Source organism: Streptomyces sedi, assembly GCF_006335015.1.
Lineage (GTDB): Bacteria > Actinomycetota > Actinomycetes > Streptomycetales > Streptomycetaceae > Streptomyces > Streptomyces sedi.
The window spans coordinates 309621-330139 of record NZ_VDGT01000001.1; the positions used below are offsets into that span (position 1 = coordinate 309621).

The following is a 20519-nucleotide window of genomic DNA, read 5'->3' on the forward strand; positions in this document are numbered from 1 at the left end:
ACAACGAGAGGTGGTCCGCATGGCCGACGCGTCGAGACGCGTGCGCTACGTCGCGACCGTGCCGCCCGAGCGGGCGACCGGGGCGGTGGCGGCGGTGTACGGGCAAGCCAGAAGCGAACTGGGCCGGCTCGTCGAGGCGGTGACCATGTTCTCAGCGGCTCCTGAGCTGCTCGTCGCGAACTGGGTCGCCTTCCGCGAGACGTTGCTCGCCACAGGCCACGCCCCCCGGCTGGCGAAGGAGGCACTGGCCGCGACCGTCTCCCGGCTCAACGAGTGCCCCTACTGCGTGGACGCCCACACGGTGATGCTCTACGGCGGCGGGGCCAGCGCCTTCGCCACCGGGCTGCTGGACGGCGTCGCGGTGGACGACCTCGACCCGGCCTACCGCGAGCTGAGCAGGTGGGCCGGGTCCGGGATGACCGAGGCGGGCGCGTCGCCGACGCCGTTCAGTGCCGCGCAGACGCCGGAGTTCGTCGGCGTCTGGCAGTACTTCCACTTCCTGAACCGGGCGATCAACGTACTGGTCGAGGGGTCCTTCCTGCCGGGCGCCGGCCGCACGCTGCGGGTCGCCCGGCGGGTCGGCGGGCGCGCCATGGCCAGCCGGGTGGCCGCGACCAACCCGCCCGGGCTTGCCGCCGGGCTGGTCCGCGCGCCACGGCCGCTCCCGTCGGAGCTGGGCTGGGCGCGCTCCAACCCACCGGTCGCCGACGCCTTCGCCCAACTGCACGGCGCCGTCGAGGCGTCGGCCACCGCGGCGACGACGGATGCGATCCGCCGCCTGGTCGGCGACGTGGTCGGCGACTGGCGTGGCGACCCGCTCGGACTCTCGGGCGCATGGGTCGACTCCCTGGTGGAGCCGCTCCCCTCGGACGAGAGACCGGCGGCGCGGCTGGCGCTGCTGACCGCGCTCGCGCCCTACCGGGTGACCGGGGCCGAGGTGCGGGAATTCCGGGCGACCCACCCGGCGGACGACGCGCTGCTGGGGCTGGTCGCCTGGTCGGCGCTGCTTGCGGCGCGGCGGATCACCGGCTGGACCGTCGGTGCGGCGCGGGTGCCCGAGACACGGGGCGGGGCGGAGCGATGAGTCCTGGCGCCCCGCGGGGTCTCTACTCCGAGCCACCGCCAACGTCGTAGTCAGGGAGTGGACATGAGCAGCGAGGCGACGGAAGCCAGGCCCGAGACGGCGGTCCGCCCCGGGCCGGCCGGTCCCAGCGGCGAACCCGCCCCGGACCGGGCGGACTTCGTGCGGCTCACCGACCCGTTCCGCAAGGAGCTGCTGGCGCACTGCTACCGGATGGTGGGGTCGGTGCACGACGCGGAGGACCTGGTGCAGGAGACCTATCTTCGCGCCTGGCGCTCGTTCGACGGCTTCGAGGGCCGTTCCTCGTTGCGCTTCTGGCTCTACCGGGTGGCGACCAACGCGTGCCTCGCCTCGCTCGAACACCGCAGCAGGCGGCTGCTGCCCTCCGGGCTCGGCGCACCGAGCGAGGACCCGGAGCAGCGGCTGGTCGTCGCCGGGCGCGACGTCAGCTGGGTGCAGCCGCTGCCGGACACCGTCCTCAGCACGATGGCCGCCGACCCGGCCGCGGTCGTCGCCTCGCGCGGCAGCTTCCGGCTGGCGCTCATCGCGGCCCTCCAGTACCTGCCGGCCCGCCAGCGGGTGGTGCTGCTGATGCGGGAGGTGCTGGGTTGGCCGGCGGCCGAGGTCGCCGAGCTGCTCGGCACCAGCACGGCCGCGGTCAACAGTGCCCTGCAACGCGCACGCGCCCAGTTGGAGCGCGTCGGGCCGATCGAGGACGAGGTGGAGGAGCCCGACGAACCGCGCCGCCGCGCCCTGTTGGAGCAGTATGTCGCCGCGTTCGAGCGGGCAGACATCCCCGCGCTGCTGCGGCTGCTACGTGCGGACGTGACGCTGGAGATGCCACCGAACGTCACCTGGTTCGCCGGCCGCGACGCGGTGCTGCGCTTCATGTCGACGCGCATCCTGACCGCGCCTGGCGCGCACCGGCTGCTGGGCACCACGGCCAACGGTCAGCCGGCGCTCGCCGCTTACCGCCGCGGTCCCGACGGCTGGCACCACGCGCACGCGCTCCAGCTGCTGACGTTCTCCGGCGATCGGATCGGCGGCATCCTCGCCTTCCTGGACGGCGAGTTGTTCGACACCTTCGGCCTGCCGCCCCGACTGGCCCCTGCACGAACGCGCGCCCTCCGGTGACCGGGTCGGCCTCCGGCCTCGACCTGCTCACGCGGGCCGTCAGCTTCGGGAGGGACAGCGTCGACGCGGTGGCCCCGCACCATCTCGACCGCCCGACACCCTGCGCCGAGTGGAACGTGCGGGCGCTGCTCGGCCATCTCAACGAGTCGATGGCGCTGCTCCAGAAGGGCGCGGACTCCGGTTGCCTGACCGTGCCGCCCTCGACAGGCCCCGGCGGGGCGGAGTCCTCGGCCGAGTTGATCGCCGAGTTCCACCGGCGCAGCGGGGAACTGCTGCGCGGCTGGCCCGCTTCGGCCGGCTCAAGAGACCTGATGGAGGTCGGCGGGCTGCCGCTGGCGACCGACATCGTCGCGGTCGTCGGCGCGATCGAGATCGCGGTGCACGGCTGGGACCTGGGCATCGCCTGTGGCGCGCCCCGACCAATATCGGCCGAACTGGCCTCCGACATGCTGACCGTACTGCCCGTGGTGCTGGGGGGCGCCCCGCACGAGGCGCTGTTCGCCGCGCCCGTCGTGGTGGCCCCCACGGCCGGCCCCGGCGACCGGCTGGTGGCGCTGCTCGGCAGGTCGCCCACGCGCTGACCGCGCCGACCGCGAGGGCCACCGCGCCGTCCGGCGAATTCCCGGGGGACGGCGCGCCGAGCACGATGAGTTTGCCGCGCCCCTCGGATCTCTATAGGTGGAGCCCGGAGGGACGCAACGTCACTTCTCCCCCTCCCTCCGGGCTCCGCCGAGGAATCGCCCCCGGAAGTCCGTATTCAGCCGTCATCCGGGCGAATCCGTGACCGGGCCGCCGACTTCCGGGGGCTCCCCCGCGTATTCGCCCGCATGTTCCCTCCCGCGTACGAGACGACGCATTGAACGGAGAAACCACCATGTCCGAACTCACGCCCGGGACGCGCCGAAAGGCCGCGGCACGGAGCGCGCCGCTCCCGGTTCAGACCGAGGGGAGCCACTGATGGCGAACGTCACGAAGCAGGGGGGCGGGGCACGCACCACATGGACGCTGATCCTGGCCTCGATCGGCACTTTCGTCGCCGCGTTGGACGTCGTGGTGGTGTCGACCGCGCTGCCCACTCTCCAGGAGGATCTGAACGCCAGCCTTTCCGACCTGGAATGGACGATCAACGCCTATAACCTGGCTTTCGGCGCACTGATGTTGACCGGAGCCGCGCTCGGCGACCGGTTCGGCCGGCGCCGCATGTACATCGTCGGACTCGGGGTGTTCACCGCCGCCTCGGCGGCGTGCGCCCTTGCCACCACCTCGGACGGACTGATCGCCGCCCGGGTGGTGCAGGGCGTCGGGGCCGCCGTGGTGCTGCCGTTGACCCTGACCCTGATCAGCGACGCTTTCCCCACCGAGAAACGCGGCATGGCCATCGGTATCTGGGGCGGGATCACCGGGCTGGGCGTCGGCACCGGCCCGGTGGTGGGCGGCGCGATTGTCGAGGGCATCGCATGGCAGTGGATCTTCTGGATCAACGTGCCGGTTGGCGTCGTCGCCATGGTCCTCTCCGGCCTCCTGTTGCGCGAGAGCCGCGGCCCCCGGCCGCAGTTGGACCTGGTGGGCCTGCCCCTGGTGATCGCCGGGCTCTTCGCGTTGACCTGGGCACCGGTGCGTGCCCCGAGCGAGGGTTGGGACAGCGTCGAGGTGATCGGCTCGCTGGTGGTCGGCGCCGCGCTCCTCTCGGCCTTCCTCGGCTGGGAACGCCGGGCCCACCATCCGATGCTGCCGCTGGAGTACTTCCGCAGGCGCGGCTTCTCGACGGCGAACGGCGTGATCTTCTGCCAGTTCATCTCGCTGATCGGCTCGCTCTTCATGATCTCGCAGTTCTTCCAGATCGGCATGGGCTACCAGCCCTTCGAGGCCGGGCTGCGCATCCTCGTGTGGACGGGGATGCCGCTGCTGTTCGCGCCGGTCGCCGGGGCGCTCGCCGACCGCTTCGGGAACCGGCCGTTCATGATCAGCGGACTGCTGCTCCAGGGCATCGGGCTGGGGTGGCTCGCCGCCGTCAGCGAACTCGGCGTGGGCTTCGGCACCCTGGTCGCGCCGCTGGTCATCGCCGGCATCGGCATCGCGTTCTGCTTCCCGACCGTCGCGAACGCGGTCGTGGCCGCGGTCCCCGTCAACGACTCGGGCGTCGCGGCCGGCACCAACAACGCGCTGCGCGAGGTGGGCGGGGTCTTCGGCGTCGCCATCCTCGCCGCCGTGTTCACCGCCAACGGCAGCTATGCCTCGCCCGAAGCGTTCATCGACGGGTTCAAGGCAGCCGAGTGGGTGGCCGCCGGGGTCGCGCTGCTGGGCCTGGTAGCCGCGTTCCTCGCCCCGTCCAAGGCCGAGGAGTCGCTGCCGCACCCGGGTGACCCCACCCCCAGGGCCGACACGGCCAAGCCAGTGGCTGCCTGACCGGTCCGCCGGCCGTTCGACGCGCCGGCACACAGCGGGGCCCCGGCGAGTGCGCTCTCGCCGGGGCCCGTCTCTTCCCCGGCCGACTCGGCCGGACGGTCGTGAAATCAGGCCATGGCCCTGAGGCCGGCGGGGGTGAGCAGGCAGGCCAGCCCGTGGTCGGGATCGGACAGCACGTCGATGACGGCCTTGCCGACCTGTTCGACGGTGAGCGCCGGTCCCATCGCTTCGAGAAACGTCGGCACGTCCACGCCCTGTTGGGCGGCGTAGGCGGCCACGCCCCCGGCGCCCAGCTCCGTCTCCGGGGTCAGCTTGGGCAGAAGCGAGACGAACCTGGTGTCGAGCCCGAGCCGCTCAGCCTCCGCCGCCGCGTAGGCGGTGACGAAACGCACGGTCGCCTTGGCTCCGGCGTAGCCGCCACTGAGCGGCGAGCCGTTGACAGCGGCTCCGCTGGAGAGGGCGATCACGGTACTGCCCGGGTCGAGCGGCCGGAGCAGCACCTCGCGACACCAGTGGAACGCCTGCTGGACGTCCACCTGCCACGGCCGGCTGAACGACTCCCAGGTCTGCTGGTGCAGCGGTCGGGTCAGGGGGTTGGCGCCGGCGTTGAGCACCAGGGTGCGGGGCCGGTGGGTGTCAAGCAGCCGGCCGGCGGTGACCGGGTCGGCCGCGTCGGCGACCACCGGCACGAAACCGTCCCCGAGCCGTTCGCGCAACTCGGCCAGCGCCTCACCGTCCCGCGCGACCCCCACCACCCTGGCCCCCGCTTCGGCCAGGGCGGTGGCGATGCCCCGGCCGAAACCCCGGCTCGCGCCCGTGACCAGGGCCGTGGTGCCGGCGATGTCCTGTGGGTTCATGTCTCACTCCTCGAAGTGCGCTGCCTTCCCTGGCCGCCGAGCTGACGGCACATCAGTAGAGATCGCACGGGGCGTGCGAACTCATCGCGCCACGGTGTCCGCGTGGCCGGGGTCATCTCCGATCCGCTTCGGCCTGCGGAATGCGGCCGGCGATCCGGCGGCGCCAACCCTCGTAGGACAGGCCCGCCTCCGCACGACCGCCGGACTCCTCGGCCCGGTCGGCGAGCGCGACGGCCTCCGGCACCGACATGCCGGCGAGGAGAGCGGAGGCCGGCTCGGTGTGCTTCGGTACGAAGCCGGCGTGCACCCGCGCCTTGACGGCCAGCACGGTGCCCAACCCGACCTCGGCCCAGTGCTCTCCGGAGAGCCGGCGCAGCGCGGAGAAGTCCTCCGACTCGCAGCCGCCGGCGAAGGTGGCGGCGAGGCCGACCCCGCTCCACAGGTCCGCGCGCCGGTGCTCGGGGAACCGCAGCACGGCGTCGGTGACCGCGGCGACCCCCGCGCCGTGGATGAACCACAGCGCCCGGCCGATCCCCTGGTCGACGGCGCGCAGGAAGTAGTCACCCGAGCCGGCCCAGGGGTAGGCGTGCGGCACCTTCTGAGCGGACACCCACCGGTCGGTATGGAAGTACGCGCGGTCGAAGCCGTACCCGTCCACGGCCAACCAGGTCACCCGCGGGTAGTACCGCGAACCCGTGAGGTCGGGCACTACCTTCCGCCACAGCCGCCTCGGCAGCCGGGACAGGGCGAAGCCCACCCCGATATAGCTGAGGAACAAGTGCGGTTGGGCCGGCCCCAGCAGCAACTCCCTGGTGCGCTTGCCATGGATCGCGTCGCGAATGGTGTAGGCCATGGTGGCGCCCTCGTAGGCGTAGCCGCGCAATTCGGGTTCCACCATCAGGAGCCTTCGTTCCACCTCCCACAGACCACGCGCCTCAATCGCCCATTCGAATCCGCAGATCACCGACTGGGGTATCACCTCCAAGCGCTCGGTGCGCGACGTCGCCTTTACGGGAAACCCACGCCGATTGAAAGTGACGTCGCGGAGCGAAGGGGTGAGTGCGAGCCTGCGCAGCGACCCCAACAGTGTTGGCATAGAACGTCCTTTCCTACGCTGCGGCCATTTGCGTGGCCCATGATGGTCGGCATCTCAGCGGCCCGCATCTTCCTGATTGTTTTCGTGCGCGCGGAACTTGCGGAAAACTGAGCAACTTCGAGGATGGGGCGCACCCGACGGGCGACTACCGTGAATCGAAGTCCTCAACGGCACACGGTCCGCAGTCGGTAGCGGGAGGCGAAATGACGCACGACCACGCATCTTTCCTGGACGTTCTCGGGGCGGTATTACTCGTGCTCTGGGCGGTCGCCATGTGGGCGGCCGTCGGGGTGCTGGCCTACGCGAACCGTCGCTCGGTGCACCCGATGCTCTTCCAGGCGTCGGCCTGTCTGATCCTGGTCGGCATCGTCGGCCAGCTCGCCCACGTACAGGAACACTTCGCGCAGGCCGCCTACTGGATCGGGCACAACAACGACGAGGCGTGGATGACCCCCTGGGGGGACAGCCTCGCCAGAGGGCTCGGGCAGGTGGACTCCTCGACCCCCGAACTCGGCATGGAGATCCTGCACCTGGTGGGCAACTTCGTCTTCCTCGCCGGCCTCGTCGGGGTACTGCTGATCACCCGGCGGGCGCTGCACACCAAAGCCCGCAAGTGGGGGCGGATGGGCGTCTGGATGCAGGGCATCCACGGCGTGGAGCACCTGGTGCTCACCGTCTCGATCGCCCTGGGCGCCAGCCAGGCGATCGGGCTGTCCACGTGGTTCGGGGTGATGGAACCGGGCCCCGGTCTGTGGACCTACCGGGTCTGGTGGCACTTCGTCGCCAACGTCATGGGCTCGGTGATCTTCATGCTGGCCCTGCGCCACCTGTGGTTGGAGCGCCGGGAAATCGAGGCCACCTACCGGGCGAACGCGGGCTCACCGGGCGCGGCCCCAGTCGCGCGCGCCACCCGGCCCAGGCTGGCACCCGCCGACGCCCCCGTGGCCGAGGAACCGGCCGCTTCGCCGGCGCGAGAGCACGCCACCACGCCCTCCAGGGGCGCCCCCGACACCCCGCCGCGTTGACGCTCCCGACCTCCTGACGCTCCAACGGAGGGCCCGGCCGGCCGAACGCGGTTCGCCGTCGTGAAGCAGGACCCGAGGAGGGGGCAAAACAGCCCAGGCCACCGCAAGGCGCTCGGGGCCTGTGCGGTCTTCGCCCGAGCGACGTTGACTCTTTACAGGAAGCGCCCATACGCTTTTGGACGTAGTCGCCAGGCTTGTTTCACGGGGGAAGTGAGTGGCCTGACAGCGCGCCTGACCAGCCGGCCCTCGGGGCGACCTCGCCCGCGGCGGCAGTCGGGCCCTCGCGCTCTCCCATGTCCTGTCAGGCATGCCCCCGCGGACGTGCCCGCGCGCGTCCCTCCTGGAACGGCGATGCCCTGACACGAACGGGGAATCGTGTTTGTCCTGGGCAGCACCCACGCGGAACGCGCACCACAGCCGGCTCGGCCCCCCGACCTTCCGGGCGTCGAACGCCGCCCGCCGGGGGCGGCGGCCTCGGCCGGCACCGCCCGCCGGCACCGGCCGGCCGCCCGGTCCGCCGTCCGTCACCTCGACGGCACCCGACTGCCGGCGACGGCGCGGCGGCTGCTCGACCGGGCTGACCACTTCGCGGTGGTCACCACCAGTGGGAGGCCGGAGTTGACCACCTTGCTCGCCGGCGGGCTGCGCGCGTTGGAGACGGCGAGGGCGCGCGGTGTACCGGCGCGCGTGCTGTTGACGCCGCGCGCCGTGCGCGCCTCCCGTGCGCGCCTGCTGGCGCTCGCCGCCGGCGGCTGCGAGATCCGCGTGGACGCGGGCCAGCCGCGGGAGATTCTGCTGGTCGACGGCGAGCTGGCGTTGATCGTTCCTCCGCGGGCGGCCAACGGGCAGCGGCCGGCCCTGGTGCGCGACCCGGCGATGGTCGCCGTCACCTGTCAACTGCTGCGGGGCGCCTGGCAGGCGGCCAGGCCGCTGAGCGACTTCCACGGCGCGGTCGCCAGGCTGCGGACCGAGCCCGCGCAGAACGTGCTGCGGTGCCTGCGCGGCGGCCTCACCGACGAGGCAGCCGCCCGCCGGATGGCCGTCTCGCCGCGCACCTACCGGCGGACGGTCGCCCAGATCATGCGCGACCTGGGCATCACCTCGCGCTTCCAGGCCGGCGCGCGCGCCGCCGAGTTGGGTGTGCTGCCCACCGCCGGCCCGCCGAACGCGTCCTAGCGGAGGAGACGCCGGGCGAACGACCGGGCGGGACCGGAAGGAGTAGCCGGTCCGTGCGCGGGCCCGGTGGTGAGGAAGAACGGGCGACAACGCGGCGATGACACTGGGGGAATTGCCATGCCCACCGACCATCCACCCGTCGAGAACGGGCAAGAGAACGAGAAAGGGCCCCCCGCGCCACCGGAGGTGGCCGGGCTGCTCGACCTCCTCAGCCGCCATCGGGCGCCGGGCTCGGGCCGGGGGCCGATCACCCCGCTCCGTCAGGAGGGCGGGGCACTGCACGACCGGGTCGCGCGGTTGTGCGCGACGGCCGAGGAGCGCGTCGACGCCGTGCTCGCGCCGGCGCGCGAGCCGGCTCGGGAGCGGGGAACGCGACCGGACCCCGACCAGGGGCTCGACGACGCGTTGCACGAGGCCCTGGCACGGTATGGGGGACCGGCGCGCGTCAGGGGGCTGACCACTGGTAGCGACCACCTCGCACCGGGGCTGCCGGGCCACTGGCGCACCGCGCCGCTGCCGCCGATGGGCTTGCTGCTGATCGACGGGACCACCGCACTGGTCCTGGTCGACTCGGCGCTCGGCAGGTGCGCGGCGCAGGTCGACGACGCCACGCTCGTGGGCACGCTGCTGTCGCTCTTCGAGGGGCTGTGGCGGCGTTCGGCGCCGCCGGGCCTCCCCGGGTGGGACGGCCGGGGAGGCGCCCCGCTGACGCGTGCGGTGCTCAGGGCGCTGAGCGAGGGGGTGACCGACGAGACGGCCGCCCGCGAGCTGGGGATGTCGGTGCGGACCTACCGCCGCCATGTCGCGGAGATCATGAGCCGGTTGGGCGCCCGTTCCCGCTTCCAGGCCGGCGCCCTCGCCGCCGACCTGGGGCTTCTCGACGACTGAACCTCCGGGGGGCGCGGACGCCCCCCCGGTCGCCCACAATCGACCCCGACCGTTCAGCCGTTCAGCCGTCCAGCCGTTCAGCCGTTCAGCCGTTCAGCCAAGCAACGCCGCGACCTCGTCCCGCAGTTGCGGCAGCATGTCGTGGAAGATGCCCGGGCACTGCGTGTTGCCGAAGTCCATGTGCCCGTAGATCTCCTGCGGGTCGATCGTGTACTGCGAGGCCGCGTGCGCGCACAGCTGCACCAGCGCGTCCCACTGCGCGGCGGGCGGCGTGGCGCCGTCGTGGTAGGCGCCCTCGTTGGCTATGCCGATGCCGACGTCGTTCTGACCCGACGTGTGGGCGCCGAACACGAAGCTGCTGCCCCCGCGGAGCGTGGCGAGGCTGCGGTGGCGGCCCTCGGTGATGAACCCGCCCCTGCTGACCAGGAAGTTGTAGCCGGTGTCCACCCAGCCGTTGCCGTCCATGTGCAGATCCTGAACCCACTTGCTGTGCGCGTGGGCCTGGGCGCGGGAGAAGTCGTTGGAGTTCTCGCTCACCGTGTGGTGCACGATGATCATGCTGGGCGTGTAGTTGAGCGTCGATATCTCCCCCGACGGCGTCCGCGCGGCCCAGGCGTCCGTGGCGTCGATGGGCGGCTCGGCCACCCGCGCGCGGGACGACGAACGCCCGGCGGCTCGGGCGACGCCGGGAACGGCGGCTGCGGCGGTGACGCCGGCGGCGGCGGCGAAGAAGGTCCGGCGTCCGAGGGAGAGGTCACGTGCCATGGGGAACTCCTTGGGCTCTGCGGGGTCGCCGGACGTCAGGGAGCGCCCGGCGGGGTGTGGGGGAGGCTGCGCGGCCGTGCGGAAGAAAGCGGTGGCGTGCGCGAGAAACGGAACGAACGAGCGGTGCGGAGCGAGCGGAACGAATGAGCGGTGGGCCGGCGCCGGCGCCGGCCCACCGCGGGGAGCGAGCCAACAACCGTGTCAGGCGGTGTTGTTGGCGAGCGCCAGCAGCCGCTCCCTGGTCCCGTTGAACTTGTTGCGGTCGACGCCGCCGGAGACGCCGCTCACCGAACCGCGGTCGGTGTACTGCCAGGCCGTCCAGGTCGGGAAGCCGGCCGGGATGGTCGGGCTGCCGGTGGTCCAGTGGGCCACCCACAGCGGGGCCTTCGTGGACATGCCCGACCAGTTGCCGGTGCAGGTGTTCCACCAGCTGGCGGTCGTGTAGATCACCACGTCACGGGTGGTCCGGGACTTGTAGGTGTTGTAGAAGTCGTTGATCCAGGTGCGCATCTGAGTCTGCGACAGGCCGTAGCACTGGGAGCCGTACGGGTTGGACTCGATGTCGAGCACGCCGGGCAGCGTGAGGTTGTCACGCGACCAGGCGCCACCGTTGGAGGCGAAGAAGGTGGCCTGCGTGGCGCCGTTCGACACGTCGGGGCGGGCGAAGTGGTACGCGCCCCTGATCACACCGGCGCCGTGCGAGGCCGGGTAGTTGGTGTTGAAGCTGGAGTCGCGGAAGCTGGTGCCCTCGGTGGCCTTCATCCAGGCGAACTGGATGCCCGCGCCGCGCACGGAGGTCCAGTTGATGGACCCCTGCCAGTGCGAGACGTCGATCCCCTGAACACCGGAGGTGTCCATCGGGTCGATGGTGCCACCATCCCTGGCGTCCAGTTCACGCCCCTCGTGGATGGCGGTCCCCGCGCCCATGAACGCCTCGCCCTCGGCGAGCGTACCGACGGCGGCGGGCACCTCGCTCGGCCCGGCGGCCGGCTCGGAGGCGTCGGCGGCGGCCGACGGAGTGGTGAGCAGCAGCCCGAACACGGCGGTGAAGACACCACCCACGGTTGCCATGCGCAACCGCGCACGGCGGGTGAGGGAACGGGAGAAGAGCATGACTGACTCCTGAAGCATCGAGGGGGACGGTACGGATCAGCTGCACTTGACGAGAGCACGTCACGTCAGAGCCAGTTTACGCACGTAGACCCGCCCCTCCGGAAGGGCTTTCCACGCACCCCACCGGTCTAGCCCAGTGAAGAACTCGCCCAACTGCACCGACACGACCCCGTATCGACGAACTTTCACCGCTTCGCCACCGAGCGCCACCGGGTGGCCACCTCGCGCCCCTCAACGCGCCTACCGAACACGGCACGTGACAGACCCTCACCCATCCGGCGCCCAACCCGTCCCAGAACTCGCGCTTATTCCACGCCCCAGACGCGCGGGCGGCTCACCCACCAGCGCGAAAGAGCCAACGGGGCGCGGAACACCGTCTCCGACACGCCATCACGCCATCACGCCAACAAGAACGGAGCCAACCGCTCCAGGTCGTCCACCGCCGACGGAAGGTCAGCCGTCAGCGGATGCAGCAGCACGTGGTCGGCCCCCGCCTCCAGGTGCTCCCGTGCGCGTGTCACCACCGACAGCGGCTCACCATGCGCTAGAAGCGCGTCCACCAGCGCGTCGCTGCCACCGTCCACCAGATCGGCATCCCCGAAGCCAAGGCGCCGATAGCTGCGGTCATAGGCGTTTCCCCCATCCCCCCCACTCATCTCGTTCTCCCCGCCCTCCCCCGGCACGGGCCCGGAGCCGCTGGCCCTGCGCACGGCCCGAATAGCCTCCCGCGCCAGCGCGGGCTCCGGCTCCAGACTCACCGCCAAGTGCGGCACGACCAGCGGCCCCTCCCCCACCACCCGTCTGGCGAACGCCGTATGCGCCACCGGCTGGAGGAACGGGTGTACACCGTCGACCCGTTCACGCGCCAACCGCAACGCCTTCGGCCCGAGCGCCGCCAGCACCCGGGGATACCGGGCGCCAGGCAACGCGCGCGCCGCCACAGCGTCCAACGCGTCAAGGTACTCCCGCAGCGCGCTCAAAGGCCGGGGCCCACCCGCTCCGCCGAGCCCCAGCACTAGCCGGTCCGGGTACGCCTCGGCCAGCGTGGCCGCCGCGGTGTGTGTCGCTGACGGCACCCGCGCCGCCACGTTCGCGATCCCCGCCCCCAGCACCAATCGGTCGGTGGCCGCAAGCGCCACCGCGAGCTGGCTGAACACCTCGCGCCCCGCCGCTGGTGCACCCGCCGGCGGCTCCCCCGTCCAGAACGACCCGTAACCCACCCCCTCCAGCCTGCGCAGCTGCGCGCGGATGACGGCCACCGGCGTGGCGAGCAGGGTAGCCGGCGCGACCCACACCCCGAAGGGGCCGAGCCGCGCCCTGGCCCGTTCCGCCGTCCACCAGCGGTCGGCCACCCCGTCGAATCCCGCGCTCTTCATGATCGTTCGCCCCTCTCACCCGCCGGCCGCTGGAAACCCGCCATCCGAAGACCCAAACGGAGCCTACCTCCGTTTCCGGGGATCTACCATACGGAGGCGGCCCTCTGCGGCCCAGAGGGAAGACGGAATGGGGAAGTGGAACAGTGCACGAGGCCAAGGGCCCGCCACGCCGCGCCGATGCCAGGAGAAACCGCGAGCGGTTGCTCGCCGAGGCGCAGGCGACCTTCGCCGAGCACGGGACACGTGCCTCGTTGGAACAGATCGCCACCCGAGCCGGCGTCGGGATCGGCACCCTCTACCGCCACTTCCCCACACGCCAGGACCTGTTGGAGGCACTGCTCGGGGCCCGCTTCGACACCCTGACAGCCACCGGCCGCACGCTACTGGCCACCCGTCCGCCAGGCCCGGCCCTCACCGAGTGGACCCACTCCTTCGTCGCCGCGACCACCACCTTCCGCGGTCTGACCGCCGAGGTCGCCCAGCCCCTGGACGACGAGACCACCCGGCTGCACGCCTCCTGCGCCGCGATGCGCGAAGTCGGCACCGAACTCCTGCGCCGAGCCCAGGAGTCGGGAACGGTCCGGACCGACGTCACCCCCACCGAATTCTTCGTCCTGGTCGCCGGCGTCGCCTGGGCCCACGAGCAGGGCCTGCCGGACTCGCCGGCGCGCGTCGCCCGGCTACTCGACCTGCTCTTCGACGGGCTGCACCGTTAGCGGGGCACCGAAAACGTGAGGCGCCGGCAGCAGCCGGGGCGCGCGGGCGCGGGAAGTCGGTTGTCCGCCCCCGCGCGCGCCCCTAGCCTCCGACGGTGTGAACACCGTGGACGCCCCGCACGAACCGCTCTTCTCACGCGCCCTGTCGGCGCTGCTGACCGCCGTCGCCGAGACTCCCGACGAGGACTTCGCGCTGCCCTCCGGCTGCGCCGGCTGGCTGGTGCGCGACCTGGTCTGCCATCTGGTGATCGACGCCCAGGACGTGCTGATCACCCTGGCCACCCCGGCCGAGACGGAGCCGACGGCGGACGCCGACAGCTACTGGCGTCTCCTCGTCGAGGCCCCGACCGGCGACGCCCCGCTCGACGCGCTGATCCCCCGCCTCGCCGCCGCCTACGGCGACCCGGCGCTGCTCAGGTTCCACCTGGACGACGTCGGCTCCGCCGCCGGCCGCGCCGCCCGGCTCGCGGACCCGGCCGCCCGCGTCGGCACCCAGGAGATGGTGCTGACCGTGGAGGACTTCCTCTCCTCCTACGTGCTGGAGTGGACCCTCCACCACCTCGACCTGGTCGCCCACCGCCCGACGGCTCCGGGGCCCGCCGCCGCGTCACTCGCCGCCGCGCGCGCCGCCCTGGAACGCCTCGCGGGCGCGGCGTTCCCCGCCGCGCTCCCCGACGCCGACGCGCTCACCGTCGCCACCGGCCGCCGCCCACCGACCGAGGCCGAACGGGAGGCTTTCGGCGACCTCGCGACCAGGCTCCCGCTCGTCCTGGGGTGAGCCGGCGCCCTCCGAGGAAACGTCCGCGCCCCGTGCACGTGCCTCCCCGGGGGAAGCGTTCCGCCGGCCGTAGACCTCCAGGCCTACGCCGAAGTCAACCGCGGGTGTGACGCCTTCGCCCACTCCCGGAACCTAGCGTGACCCGCGTGAAGAGGTCAGCGATCAACAAGGTGTGGAAGAGCAGGCGGTTCGCCGCGACCGCAGCCGCTTTCACCGTGCTCGGTGCCGGAGCCGCCGTCGGCGTCGAGCGGAACGGACGGACGGACGATCCGGCCCACGACACGGCGCGCCACCCCTGCGCCGAGGCGACCGAACAGTGCGACGGCACGCTCGACGTGCCGCTGAACTGGGCGGAGCCGGAAGGGCGGACGATCGAGGCGGGCTTCGCCTGGGTGCCGCGCGCGGGCCGGTCGAGCCCGGCGACAGGTACGGTTCTGGTCCACCCCGGCGGGTTCGGTGCCTATACCGGGGGCACGGAGGTCTTCCGCGAACTGCTCGGCCCGGCGCTCGACCATCTGAACCTGCTGGTCGTCGACATGCGTGGCACCGGAACGTCCAGCCCGCTGCGCTGCCCGGGGCTCGACGTGCGCGACCCGGCGACGATTGCGTCGTGCGCCGAACAACTGGGCCCCGACCGGGACTTCTACGCGACCGATCAGGCCGTCGCCGACATCGACGCGATCAGGGACGCGCTCGGCGTGGAGCGGCTCAGCTTCTACGGCAGCTCGTACGGCACCGTGTACGCCCAGGCCTACGCCACCCGGTTCCCCGACCGCACCGCGGCCGTTCTCCTGGACAGCCCCGACCTGATGCGCCCCGAGGGGTACGGCCGCGCGCTCGCCGTGGACTCCTTCGGGCGCGGCCTCGCCGACCTGGACATGGTGTGCGAACGTTCCGTCGCCTACCGGGAGCTTCCGGGCAGCGCGGACGACAGGCTCGCCTCCCTCGTGGAGCTGCTGCGTGAGAGGCCAGACGAGCGGGTGCCGCTGGAGGCCCTCGCGCAGGTCGTCCAGAAGAAGGGCGGGGACGCGGTGATCGGCCGGGAGATCAACGCGGCGGTCGCCGCCTATCTCGACGGCGACCCGGCGCCGCTGCACCGGCTGGCGCTGCCGGTGCTCGACATCGTGCAGCAGCCGGGGGTGCCGATCAACGAGGACGACACCGCCGCTCTTCCCTACAGCTGCGGCGACTTCACCTACCCGTTCGACCGCGAAGCCCCCGCGGCTGAGCGTCAGCGGCAACTCGACGAGAACTACGCGAACGAGCGGCCCGTCGCCCCCTTCACCGTCGAGGAGGTCTTCGGTTTCACCGGCGGCTCCTACCCACAGTGGTGCGTGCCCTGGCCGGCCGGACGCGAGTCGCCGCCGATCCCTCCCGGCGCCGCGTATCCGGATGTCCCCGCCCTGGTCATCGGCGGCGAACTCGACGGCGGAATGGGAGCGGACGAGGCCGAGCTGGTCGCGGACCGCTTCCCGAACGGGCAGGCGCTCACCGTGCCGTTCGGCGGCCATGTCGACGCGCTCGACGGCGCTGACCCCCACGGCGCCTGCCTGCGCGAGGTGGTGCGCTCCTTCCTCGCCACCCCGGAGCAACCGGTCGGCGAGCCGGGCTGCGACGCTGAGAACTACCGCGCGCTGGGCACGTTTCCGCGCGTCCTGGCCCAGGTCCCGCCCCCGGTCGGCCCGTCCGACGGGCTCGACCCGGCGGACGGGCGGCTGCTCGCCGCCGCCTTCGGCACGGTCGACGACGCGCTCTCCCGCACCCTGCCGGAAGCCGGCCTGGTCGGGCAGGAGGCAGAGCAGCCAGGGCTCCGCGACGGACGGATCACCCTCGACCGCGAGTCCGGCACCGTCGTCCTCGACGGAGCCAGCTGGGTCGAGGACGTGGCCGTCACCGGCGAGGCGCACGTTTCGGAGGGCGACACGGCCGGCGCCGACGTGCGGGTGGAGGCGGACGGCGACGTGGCGGACGTGCGGTTCGACTGGACCACGCGCACGGCCGAGGACGCGGTACGGGTGACCGGCACGCTCGACGGCACGCCGTTCGCCGTCACCGTGCCGGCGCCGTAGGCGCGCGCGACGTGGAAGTCCGGCCCCTGGCCGGTGAGCCGAGGTCCGCCGGCCGGGGGCCGCCCGCGCGCTGGGCGTCGGCGCTTTCGTCGAGGCCGCGCGGGCGGGCGGCGTCCGCGACCCGCGGTCGCTCCCCGCTGTTCGTCCGGACGCTCCTCCCCGCGACCGCGGTCGTGGCCGCCGTGGGCATCGGCGCGCCCCGCGCGGCCGGGAGCTGGCGCGGGCCCGGGGCCGTCACCTTCGCCTCAAGAGGCCGGCCTGGTCACGCCCGGCAGGGTCACTCGCTGATGCTCCACGGCATGACGATGCCGTACTTCCACAGGTAGACCGCGAGCAGCGCCCCGCAGATCACGAGGCCGACGGTCGTCAGGATGATGTTCCGCCGCCGCACCCTGGGGTCGAGCGCCCGCTGCGCGTACTCGGTGACCTTGCGCTTGGTCCAGCGCAGCACCAGCTGCGCCCAGACGAACTCGGTCGCCCAGATCGCCATCCCCGCGAAGATCACCAGCCAACCGGGGCCCGGCAGGGGCAGCATGATGATGCCGACCACCACGACCACGAGCCCGACGATGAAGACCCCGACCTGCCAACACGCGTGCAGCGGGCGCGAGTTGCGCACGAACGACGGCGCGCGCGTACCGAGCGGCTTCTCGTCTGCCGGAACCGGGACGGGCACGGGTTCGGTGACCGTCCCCACCCCGCCGGGCGCGGCCGTGAGGCCTCCTTCGTCGCTCTGCGTATCGGTATGGGTCATCGCGTCGGGCAACTCCTCGTCAGCAACCGGCACCGTCCGCCCGACCCTGTCACCAGGACACCACCCGAGCAAACCCGGGACGTCCGCCCCGGGCGCCCCGCATCTTTCCAGACGCCCAACCCCCCACGGAAGGTTGCGGACCACGGACGGTCATTCCCGCGGCTGGCGCCTGTACCTATTGGTATGTACAGTCGTGCCATGGAGACTCGAAAGCGCCTCCTCGCCGCAACCCGGGAGTTGCTGTGGGAGCGGGGCTACGCGGCGACCAGCCCGAAGGTCATTCAGGCGGCGGCCTCGGCCGGGCAGGGCAGCATGTACCACCACTTCCACGGCAAGGAGGACCTGGCGGTCGCGGCACTTGAGGAGAGCGCGGAAGCGCTGCGGCACGACGCCCAGGCGGTGCTGTCCGGCCCGGGGACCGCGTTGGAAAGGTTGGAAGGTTACCTCCGTCGCCAGCGGGAGAGTCTCCGCGGCTGCCGGATGGGGCGGATGACCTATGACGCCGACGTGCTCGCCTCGCCGGCGTTGATGGCGCCCGTGACGAGGACGATGGACTGGCTGGTGGAAACCCTCGCCGGTGTCGTGCGTCAGGGCGTCGAGAACGGTGAGCTGCGCGAGGACATCGATCCCGAAGCGCTGGCCTGCACCGTCGCCGCGGTCGTGCAGGGCGGCTACGTGCTCGCGAGGGCGCACGGCGACACCTCGCCGTTCGACGCCGCGGTGGACGGCGCCGTCGCCCTGCTGGAACGGGCCGCGGCGTGACCCTCCCCGAACACCCGACATTCACCGGCCGGGTCAGCGCGAGGGCACTGCGCGTCGCGGACGGCGATTCCAGGCTGGTGGCCTACGAGGTCACCTTCGCCGCCGAGGCACGTACGCACTGGCACACGCATCCCCACGGACAGCTGCTCCTCGTGACCGCGGGGGTCGCCCGCGTCCAACTCGAAGGAGCGCCCGTCGCGGAGCTCGGCCCCGGAGACTCCCTGTGGATCCCACCCGCCGCCCGGCACTGGCACGGAGCCGCACCGGCCGGGCCCATGACGCACATCGCCATGCAGGAAGCCGCGGCCGACGGCGCCACCGTGACCTGGAGCGAACCCGTCTCGGACACCACCTACCACCACGACGAGCGATCAACGCCTTCGAAGGGAAGTCCCTGATGTACGCCATGCGGTACTCCGTCCCGCTGCCCGCCGACTACGACATGCGGATCATCCGCGAGCGCGTCGCCCGCACCGGCCATCTCCTCGACGGATTCCCCGGCCTGAACTTCAAGGCCTATCTGATCCGCGAGAAGGCGAACGGTGCCACGGAGAACGAGTACGCCCCGTTCTACGTCTGGAACGACATCGACGGGATGCGGGCGTTCTGCTGGGGCGAGCCCGGCTACTCGGCGATCGTCCGCGACTTCGGCCGACGCCCCATCCAGGACTGGACCCTCATCGACCTCCGCGAGGGGCCCCGCGCTCTCGACCAGGCCCGCGGGATGTCGGTCCAGACCCGACCGCTACCCGCCGGCGTCGCCCCCGTCGACGTGATCGACGACCTCACCAGGGACTTCCTCGCCTCCGGCGGCCCGTCGACCGTACGCAGGGTGGCCGCGGTCGACGTCACGACCTGGACCCTGCTGCTGGCCGAACTCACCGCCGACCAGCCGACGACGGACCACGGGGCCACCGGCTACGAGGTCCTGCACGTCTCACCGGGGCCCCGCGGCTGAGCCGAACACGGCTCCGTCGGGTCGGTGGACCGCGGATCAGTGGAAGGGGAACGGTCCGAAGCGCCCCCAGGCCACGAAGACCATCGCGGCGAGGAAGACCAGGTCCCCGAGCAGCTCCCTGTACTCGGCCCGCCTCATCCGCTCGGTGACGGCCCCGGCCATGTACAGGGCCAGCCCCGAGGCGGCCACCGGCACCAGAACGGGCGCGATGTCGAAGACGCCGGGGAGGACCAGGCCGAGCCCGCCGAGAAGCTCGGCGACGCCCATGAACTTCACGTTGCCGGGCGTGAAGTCCCGCGGCCAGTGCAGCTTCGCGGCGTATCTCTCGTAGGGCCAGGTCAGCTTGAGGACGCCACCGGCGACAAAGCCGAAGGCGAAGAGGCTGGCGACCGCCCAGAGTGCGATGTTCATGGTTCTGCTCCCGCTCGCGATGACGCTTCCGAAGCCGAGACGAGACGGCGCCCGCCGGTGTGACACCGCTTCGGGTTCGGCCGGCCGTGTCACAGCGCGGGGCGCCGCGTCGTCTCCTCTGGGGAAGCCCATGACAGGAGGGGAGCAGCGGTGGCACGAGAGAGCGCGGGCACCGGCGAACGGTCGGCCGACTTCGAGGAGTTGCGTCCGACCCTCTTCGCCGTGGCCTACCAGATCCTCGGCAGCGTCGCCGAGGCGGAGGACGCGGTGCAGGAGACATGGCTGCGCTACGCGACGGCGAGGGTCGAGCCGGACTCGCTCCGTGCCTACCTGTGCACCATCGTCACGCGCCTCTCCATCGACGTGCTCCGCTCGGCGCGGGTGCGCCGGGAGACGTATGTGGGGCCGTGGTTCCCGGAGCCGCTCCCGACCGGGACCGGCGGCAGCGGACCGTGGAACGGGAACGGGACCGCCGATCCGATGCGGGCCGTGGAGCTCGCCGACTCGGTGTCGATGGCGGTGCTGGTGCTGCTCGAACGGCTCAGCCCGCTGGAGCGGGCGGTGTTCGTACTGCACGACGTCTTCGGTTTCGACTACGCGCGGATCTCGGGGATCGTGGGCCGCACCGAGGGCGCGTGCCGTCAACTCAGGTCACGCGCGCGGCGCCACGTCGACGCCGGGCGCCCGCGCTTCGAGGCCGACCGCCGCAAGCGGTCCCAGCTGGCCGACCGTTTCCTCTCCGCGCTCCGGGACGGCGACGTCGAGGCGCTGGAGACCTTTCTGGCCGCCGACGTCGCCGCGCTCAACGACGGCGGCGGCATCGCCGGCGGCACCGGGGGCACGTACGGCGCTCGGCGCACCGCACGGTTGCTGGCGAACGCCGTCTCTCCGCTGCTCGCCCTCGGGGCGGGGCTCCGACGGCGCGAGCTCAACGGGCAGCCCGGCGCGCTCGTTCTGGACCGAGACGGCGGCGTCCTCGCCGCGTGGGTGCTGGAGATCCACGACGGCCAGATCCAGACGCTCCGCTCCGTGACGAACCCGGAGAAGCTGGCGCACCTCGGGCCCGTCGGCGACCTCCGCGCGACCACACGCGAACGCAACCGGGCCCGCCGGGACGCTCGGCGCGACACGGACTGAGCGGCGCGACGGCCGCC

Annotated in this window: 21 protein-coding genes; 14 read left to right on the forward strand and 7 right to left on the reverse strand. The window is 72.4% G+C overall.

What is annotated here, in order from left to right; genetic code table 11:
- The first annotated feature begins 19 nt into the window (after positions 1 to 19).
- The 4 genes from FH715_RS01205 to FH715_RS01220 all read left to right on the forward strand — a co-directional run bounded on the left by FH715_RS01205 (position 20) and on the right by FH715_RS01220 (position 4621).
- Positions 20 to 1084, forward strand: coding sequence for a carboxymuconolactone decarboxylase family protein (locus FH715_RS01205; RefSeq protein WP_139640091.1), 1065 nt, complete (start codon positions 20 to 22; stop codon positions 1082 to 1084).
- 63 nt (positions 1085 to 1147) lie between these two features.
- Positions 1148 to 2215, forward strand: coding sequence for a sigma-70 family RNA polymerase sigma factor (locus tag FH715_RS01210; RefSeq protein ID WP_139640092.1), 1068 nt, complete (start codon positions 1148 to 1150; stop codon positions 2213 to 2215).
- Entirely contained in the window at positions 2212 to 2796 is a 585-nt protein-coding gene (locus FH715_RS01215) for a TIGR03086 family metal-binding protein (RefSeq protein ID WP_139640093.1), read from the forward strand. The genes FH715_RS01210 and FH715_RS01215 overlap by 4 nt, the downstream gene beginning before the upstream one ends.
- Before the next feature lie 376 nt (positions 2797 to 3172).
- The gene (locus FH715_RS01220; RefSeq protein WP_170184593.1) at positions 3173 to 4621 is read left to right on the forward strand and encodes an MFS transporter; all 1449 of its coding nucleotides are present in this window, start codon (positions 3173 to 3175) and stop codon (positions 4619 to 4621) included.
- Positions 4622 to 4728: 107 nt separating this feature from the next.
- Here FH715_RS01220 and FH715_RS01225 read toward each other — a convergent pair whose 3' ends face one another.
- Both FH715_RS01225 and FH715_RS01230 read right to left on the reverse strand, forming a co-directional pair.
- On the reverse strand, positions 4729 to 5478 hold the full coding sequence (locus FH715_RS01225; protein ID WP_139640094.1) for an SDR family oxidoreductase: 750 nt from the start codon (positions 5476 to 5478) through the stop codon (positions 4729 to 4731).
- Positions 5479 to 5590: 112 nt separating this feature from the next.
- Entirely contained in the window at positions 5591 to 6574 is a 984-nt protein-coding gene (locus tag FH715_RS01230) for a DUF1702 family protein (protein WP_139640095.1), read from the reverse strand.
- A 203-nt stretch (positions 6575 to 6777) separates the two neighbouring features.
- On the opposite strand from FH715_RS01230, the gene FH715_RS01235 reads away from it, so the two are divergent.
- The 3 genes from FH715_RS01235 (at position 6778) to FH715_RS01245 (ending at position 9663) form a co-directional block, all read left to right on the forward strand.
- On the forward strand, positions 6778 to 7599 hold the full coding sequence (locus FH715_RS01235) for a DUF6008 family protein (RefSeq protein ID WP_211367366.1): 822 nt from the start codon (positions 6778 to 6780) through the stop codon (positions 7597 to 7599).
- Positions 7600 to 7974: 375 nt separating this feature from the next.
- Entirely contained in the window at positions 7975 to 8775 is an 801-nt protein-coding gene (locus FH715_RS01240) for a hypothetical protein (protein ID WP_139640096.1), read from the forward strand.
- Positions 8776 to 8892: 117 nt separating this feature from the next.
- Positions 8893 to 9663: a helix-turn-helix transcriptional regulator gene (locus tag FH715_RS01245; protein WP_139640097.1), complete on the forward strand. Its 771-nt coding sequence runs from the start codon at positions 8893 to 8895 to the stop codon at positions 9661 to 9663.
- A gap of 93 nt (positions 9664 to 9756) precedes the next feature.
- Here FH715_RS01245 and FH715_RS01250 read toward each other — a convergent pair whose 3' ends face one another.
- From FH715_RS01250 to FH715_RS01260, 3 genes are all read right to left on the reverse strand, one after another.
- The gene (locus FH715_RS01250; protein ID WP_139640098.1) at positions 9757 to 10428 is read right to left on the reverse strand and encodes a peptidoglycan recognition protein family protein; all 672 of its coding nucleotides are present in this window, start codon (positions 10426 to 10428) and stop codon (positions 9757 to 9759) included.
- A gap of 201 nt (positions 10429 to 10629) precedes the next feature.
- Complete coding sequence (locus FH715_RS01255) at positions 10630 to 11559, reverse strand: GH25 family lysozyme (RefSeq protein ID WP_425472643.1); 930 nt, start codon at positions 11557 to 11559, stop codon at positions 10630 to 10632.
- Between the two features lie 380 nt (positions 11560 to 11939).
- On the reverse strand, positions 11940 to 12917 hold the full coding sequence (locus FH715_RS01260; RefSeq protein ID WP_139640099.1) for an LLM class flavin-dependent oxidoreductase: 978 nt from the start codon (positions 12915 to 12917) through the stop codon (positions 11940 to 11942).
- 143 nt (positions 12918 to 13060) lie between these two features.
- Here FH715_RS01260 and FH715_RS01265 point away from each other — a divergent pair, with 143 nt between their 5' ends.
- From FH715_RS01265 to FH715_RS01275, 3 genes are all read left to right on the forward strand, one after another.
- Complete coding sequence (locus FH715_RS01265) at positions 13061 to 13633, forward strand: TetR/AcrR family transcriptional regulator (RefSeq protein ID WP_139640100.1); 573 nt, start codon at positions 13061 to 13063, stop codon at positions 13631 to 13633.
- A gap of 97 nt (positions 13634 to 13730) precedes the next feature.
- Positions 13731 to 14411 carry a maleylpyruvate isomerase N-terminal domain-containing protein gene (locus tag FH715_RS01270; RefSeq protein ID WP_246108474.1) on the forward strand — a complete coding sequence of 227 codons (681 nt, stop codon included), beginning with the start codon at positions 13731 to 13733 and terminating at the stop codon, positions 14409 to 14411.
- A 146-nt stretch (positions 14412 to 14557) separates the two neighbouring features.
- Positions 14558 to 16480, forward strand: a complete 1923-nt coding sequence (locus FH715_RS01275) for an alpha/beta fold hydrolase (protein WP_170184594.1) — start codon at positions 14558 to 14560, stop codon at positions 16478 to 16480.
- A gap of 277 nt (positions 16481 to 16757) precedes the next feature.
- Here FH715_RS01275 and FH715_RS01280 read toward each other — a convergent pair whose 3' ends face one another.
- Positions 16758 to 17234 carry a TIGR02611 family protein gene (locus FH715_RS01280; protein WP_139640102.1) on the reverse strand — a complete coding sequence of 159 codons (477 nt, stop codon included), beginning with the start codon at positions 17232 to 17234 and terminating at the stop codon, positions 16758 to 16760.
- 198 nt (positions 17235 to 17432) lie between these two features.
- On the opposite strand from FH715_RS01280, the gene FH715_RS01285 reads away from it, so the two are divergent.
- The 3 genes from FH715_RS01285 to FH715_RS01295 are packed head-to-tail and all read left to right on the forward strand — an operon-like array spanning position 17433 to position 18954.
- Complete coding sequence (locus FH715_RS01285) at positions 17433 to 17996, forward strand: TetR/AcrR family transcriptional regulator (protein WP_246108475.1); 564 nt, start codon at positions 17433 to 17435, stop codon at positions 17994 to 17996.
- Positions 17993 to 18394, forward strand: a complete 402-nt coding sequence (locus FH715_RS01290) for a (R)-mandelonitrile lyase (RefSeq protein ID WP_139640104.1) — start codon at positions 17993 to 17995, stop codon at positions 18392 to 18394. The genes FH715_RS01285 and FH715_RS01290 overlap by 4 nt, the downstream gene beginning before the upstream one ends.
- Entirely contained in the window at positions 18394 to 18954 is a 561-nt protein-coding gene (locus FH715_RS01295) for a DUF4865 family protein (protein ID WP_139640105.1), read from the forward strand. Before FH715_RS01290 ends, FH715_RS01295 begins: the two co-directional genes overlap by 1 nt.
- A gap of 36 nt (positions 18955 to 18990) precedes the next feature.
- Here the strand turns inward: FH715_RS01295 and FH715_RS01300 are convergent, their stop codons facing one another.
- The gene (locus tag FH715_RS01300) at positions 18991 to 19365 is read right to left on the reverse strand and encodes a DoxX family protein (protein WP_139640106.1); all 375 of its coding nucleotides are present in this window, start codon (positions 19363 to 19365) and stop codon (positions 18991 to 18993) included.
- Positions 19366 to 19515: 150 nt separating this feature from the next.
- Between FH715_RS01300 and sigJ the strand changes: the two genes are divergently transcribed.
- On the forward strand, positions 19516 to 20502 hold the full coding sequence (gene sigJ, locus FH715_RS01305) for an RNA polymerase sigma factor SigJ (RefSeq protein WP_139640107.1): 987 nt from the start codon (positions 19516 to 19518) through the stop codon (positions 20500 to 20502).
- Positions 20503 to 20519 lie beyond the last annotated feature (17 nt).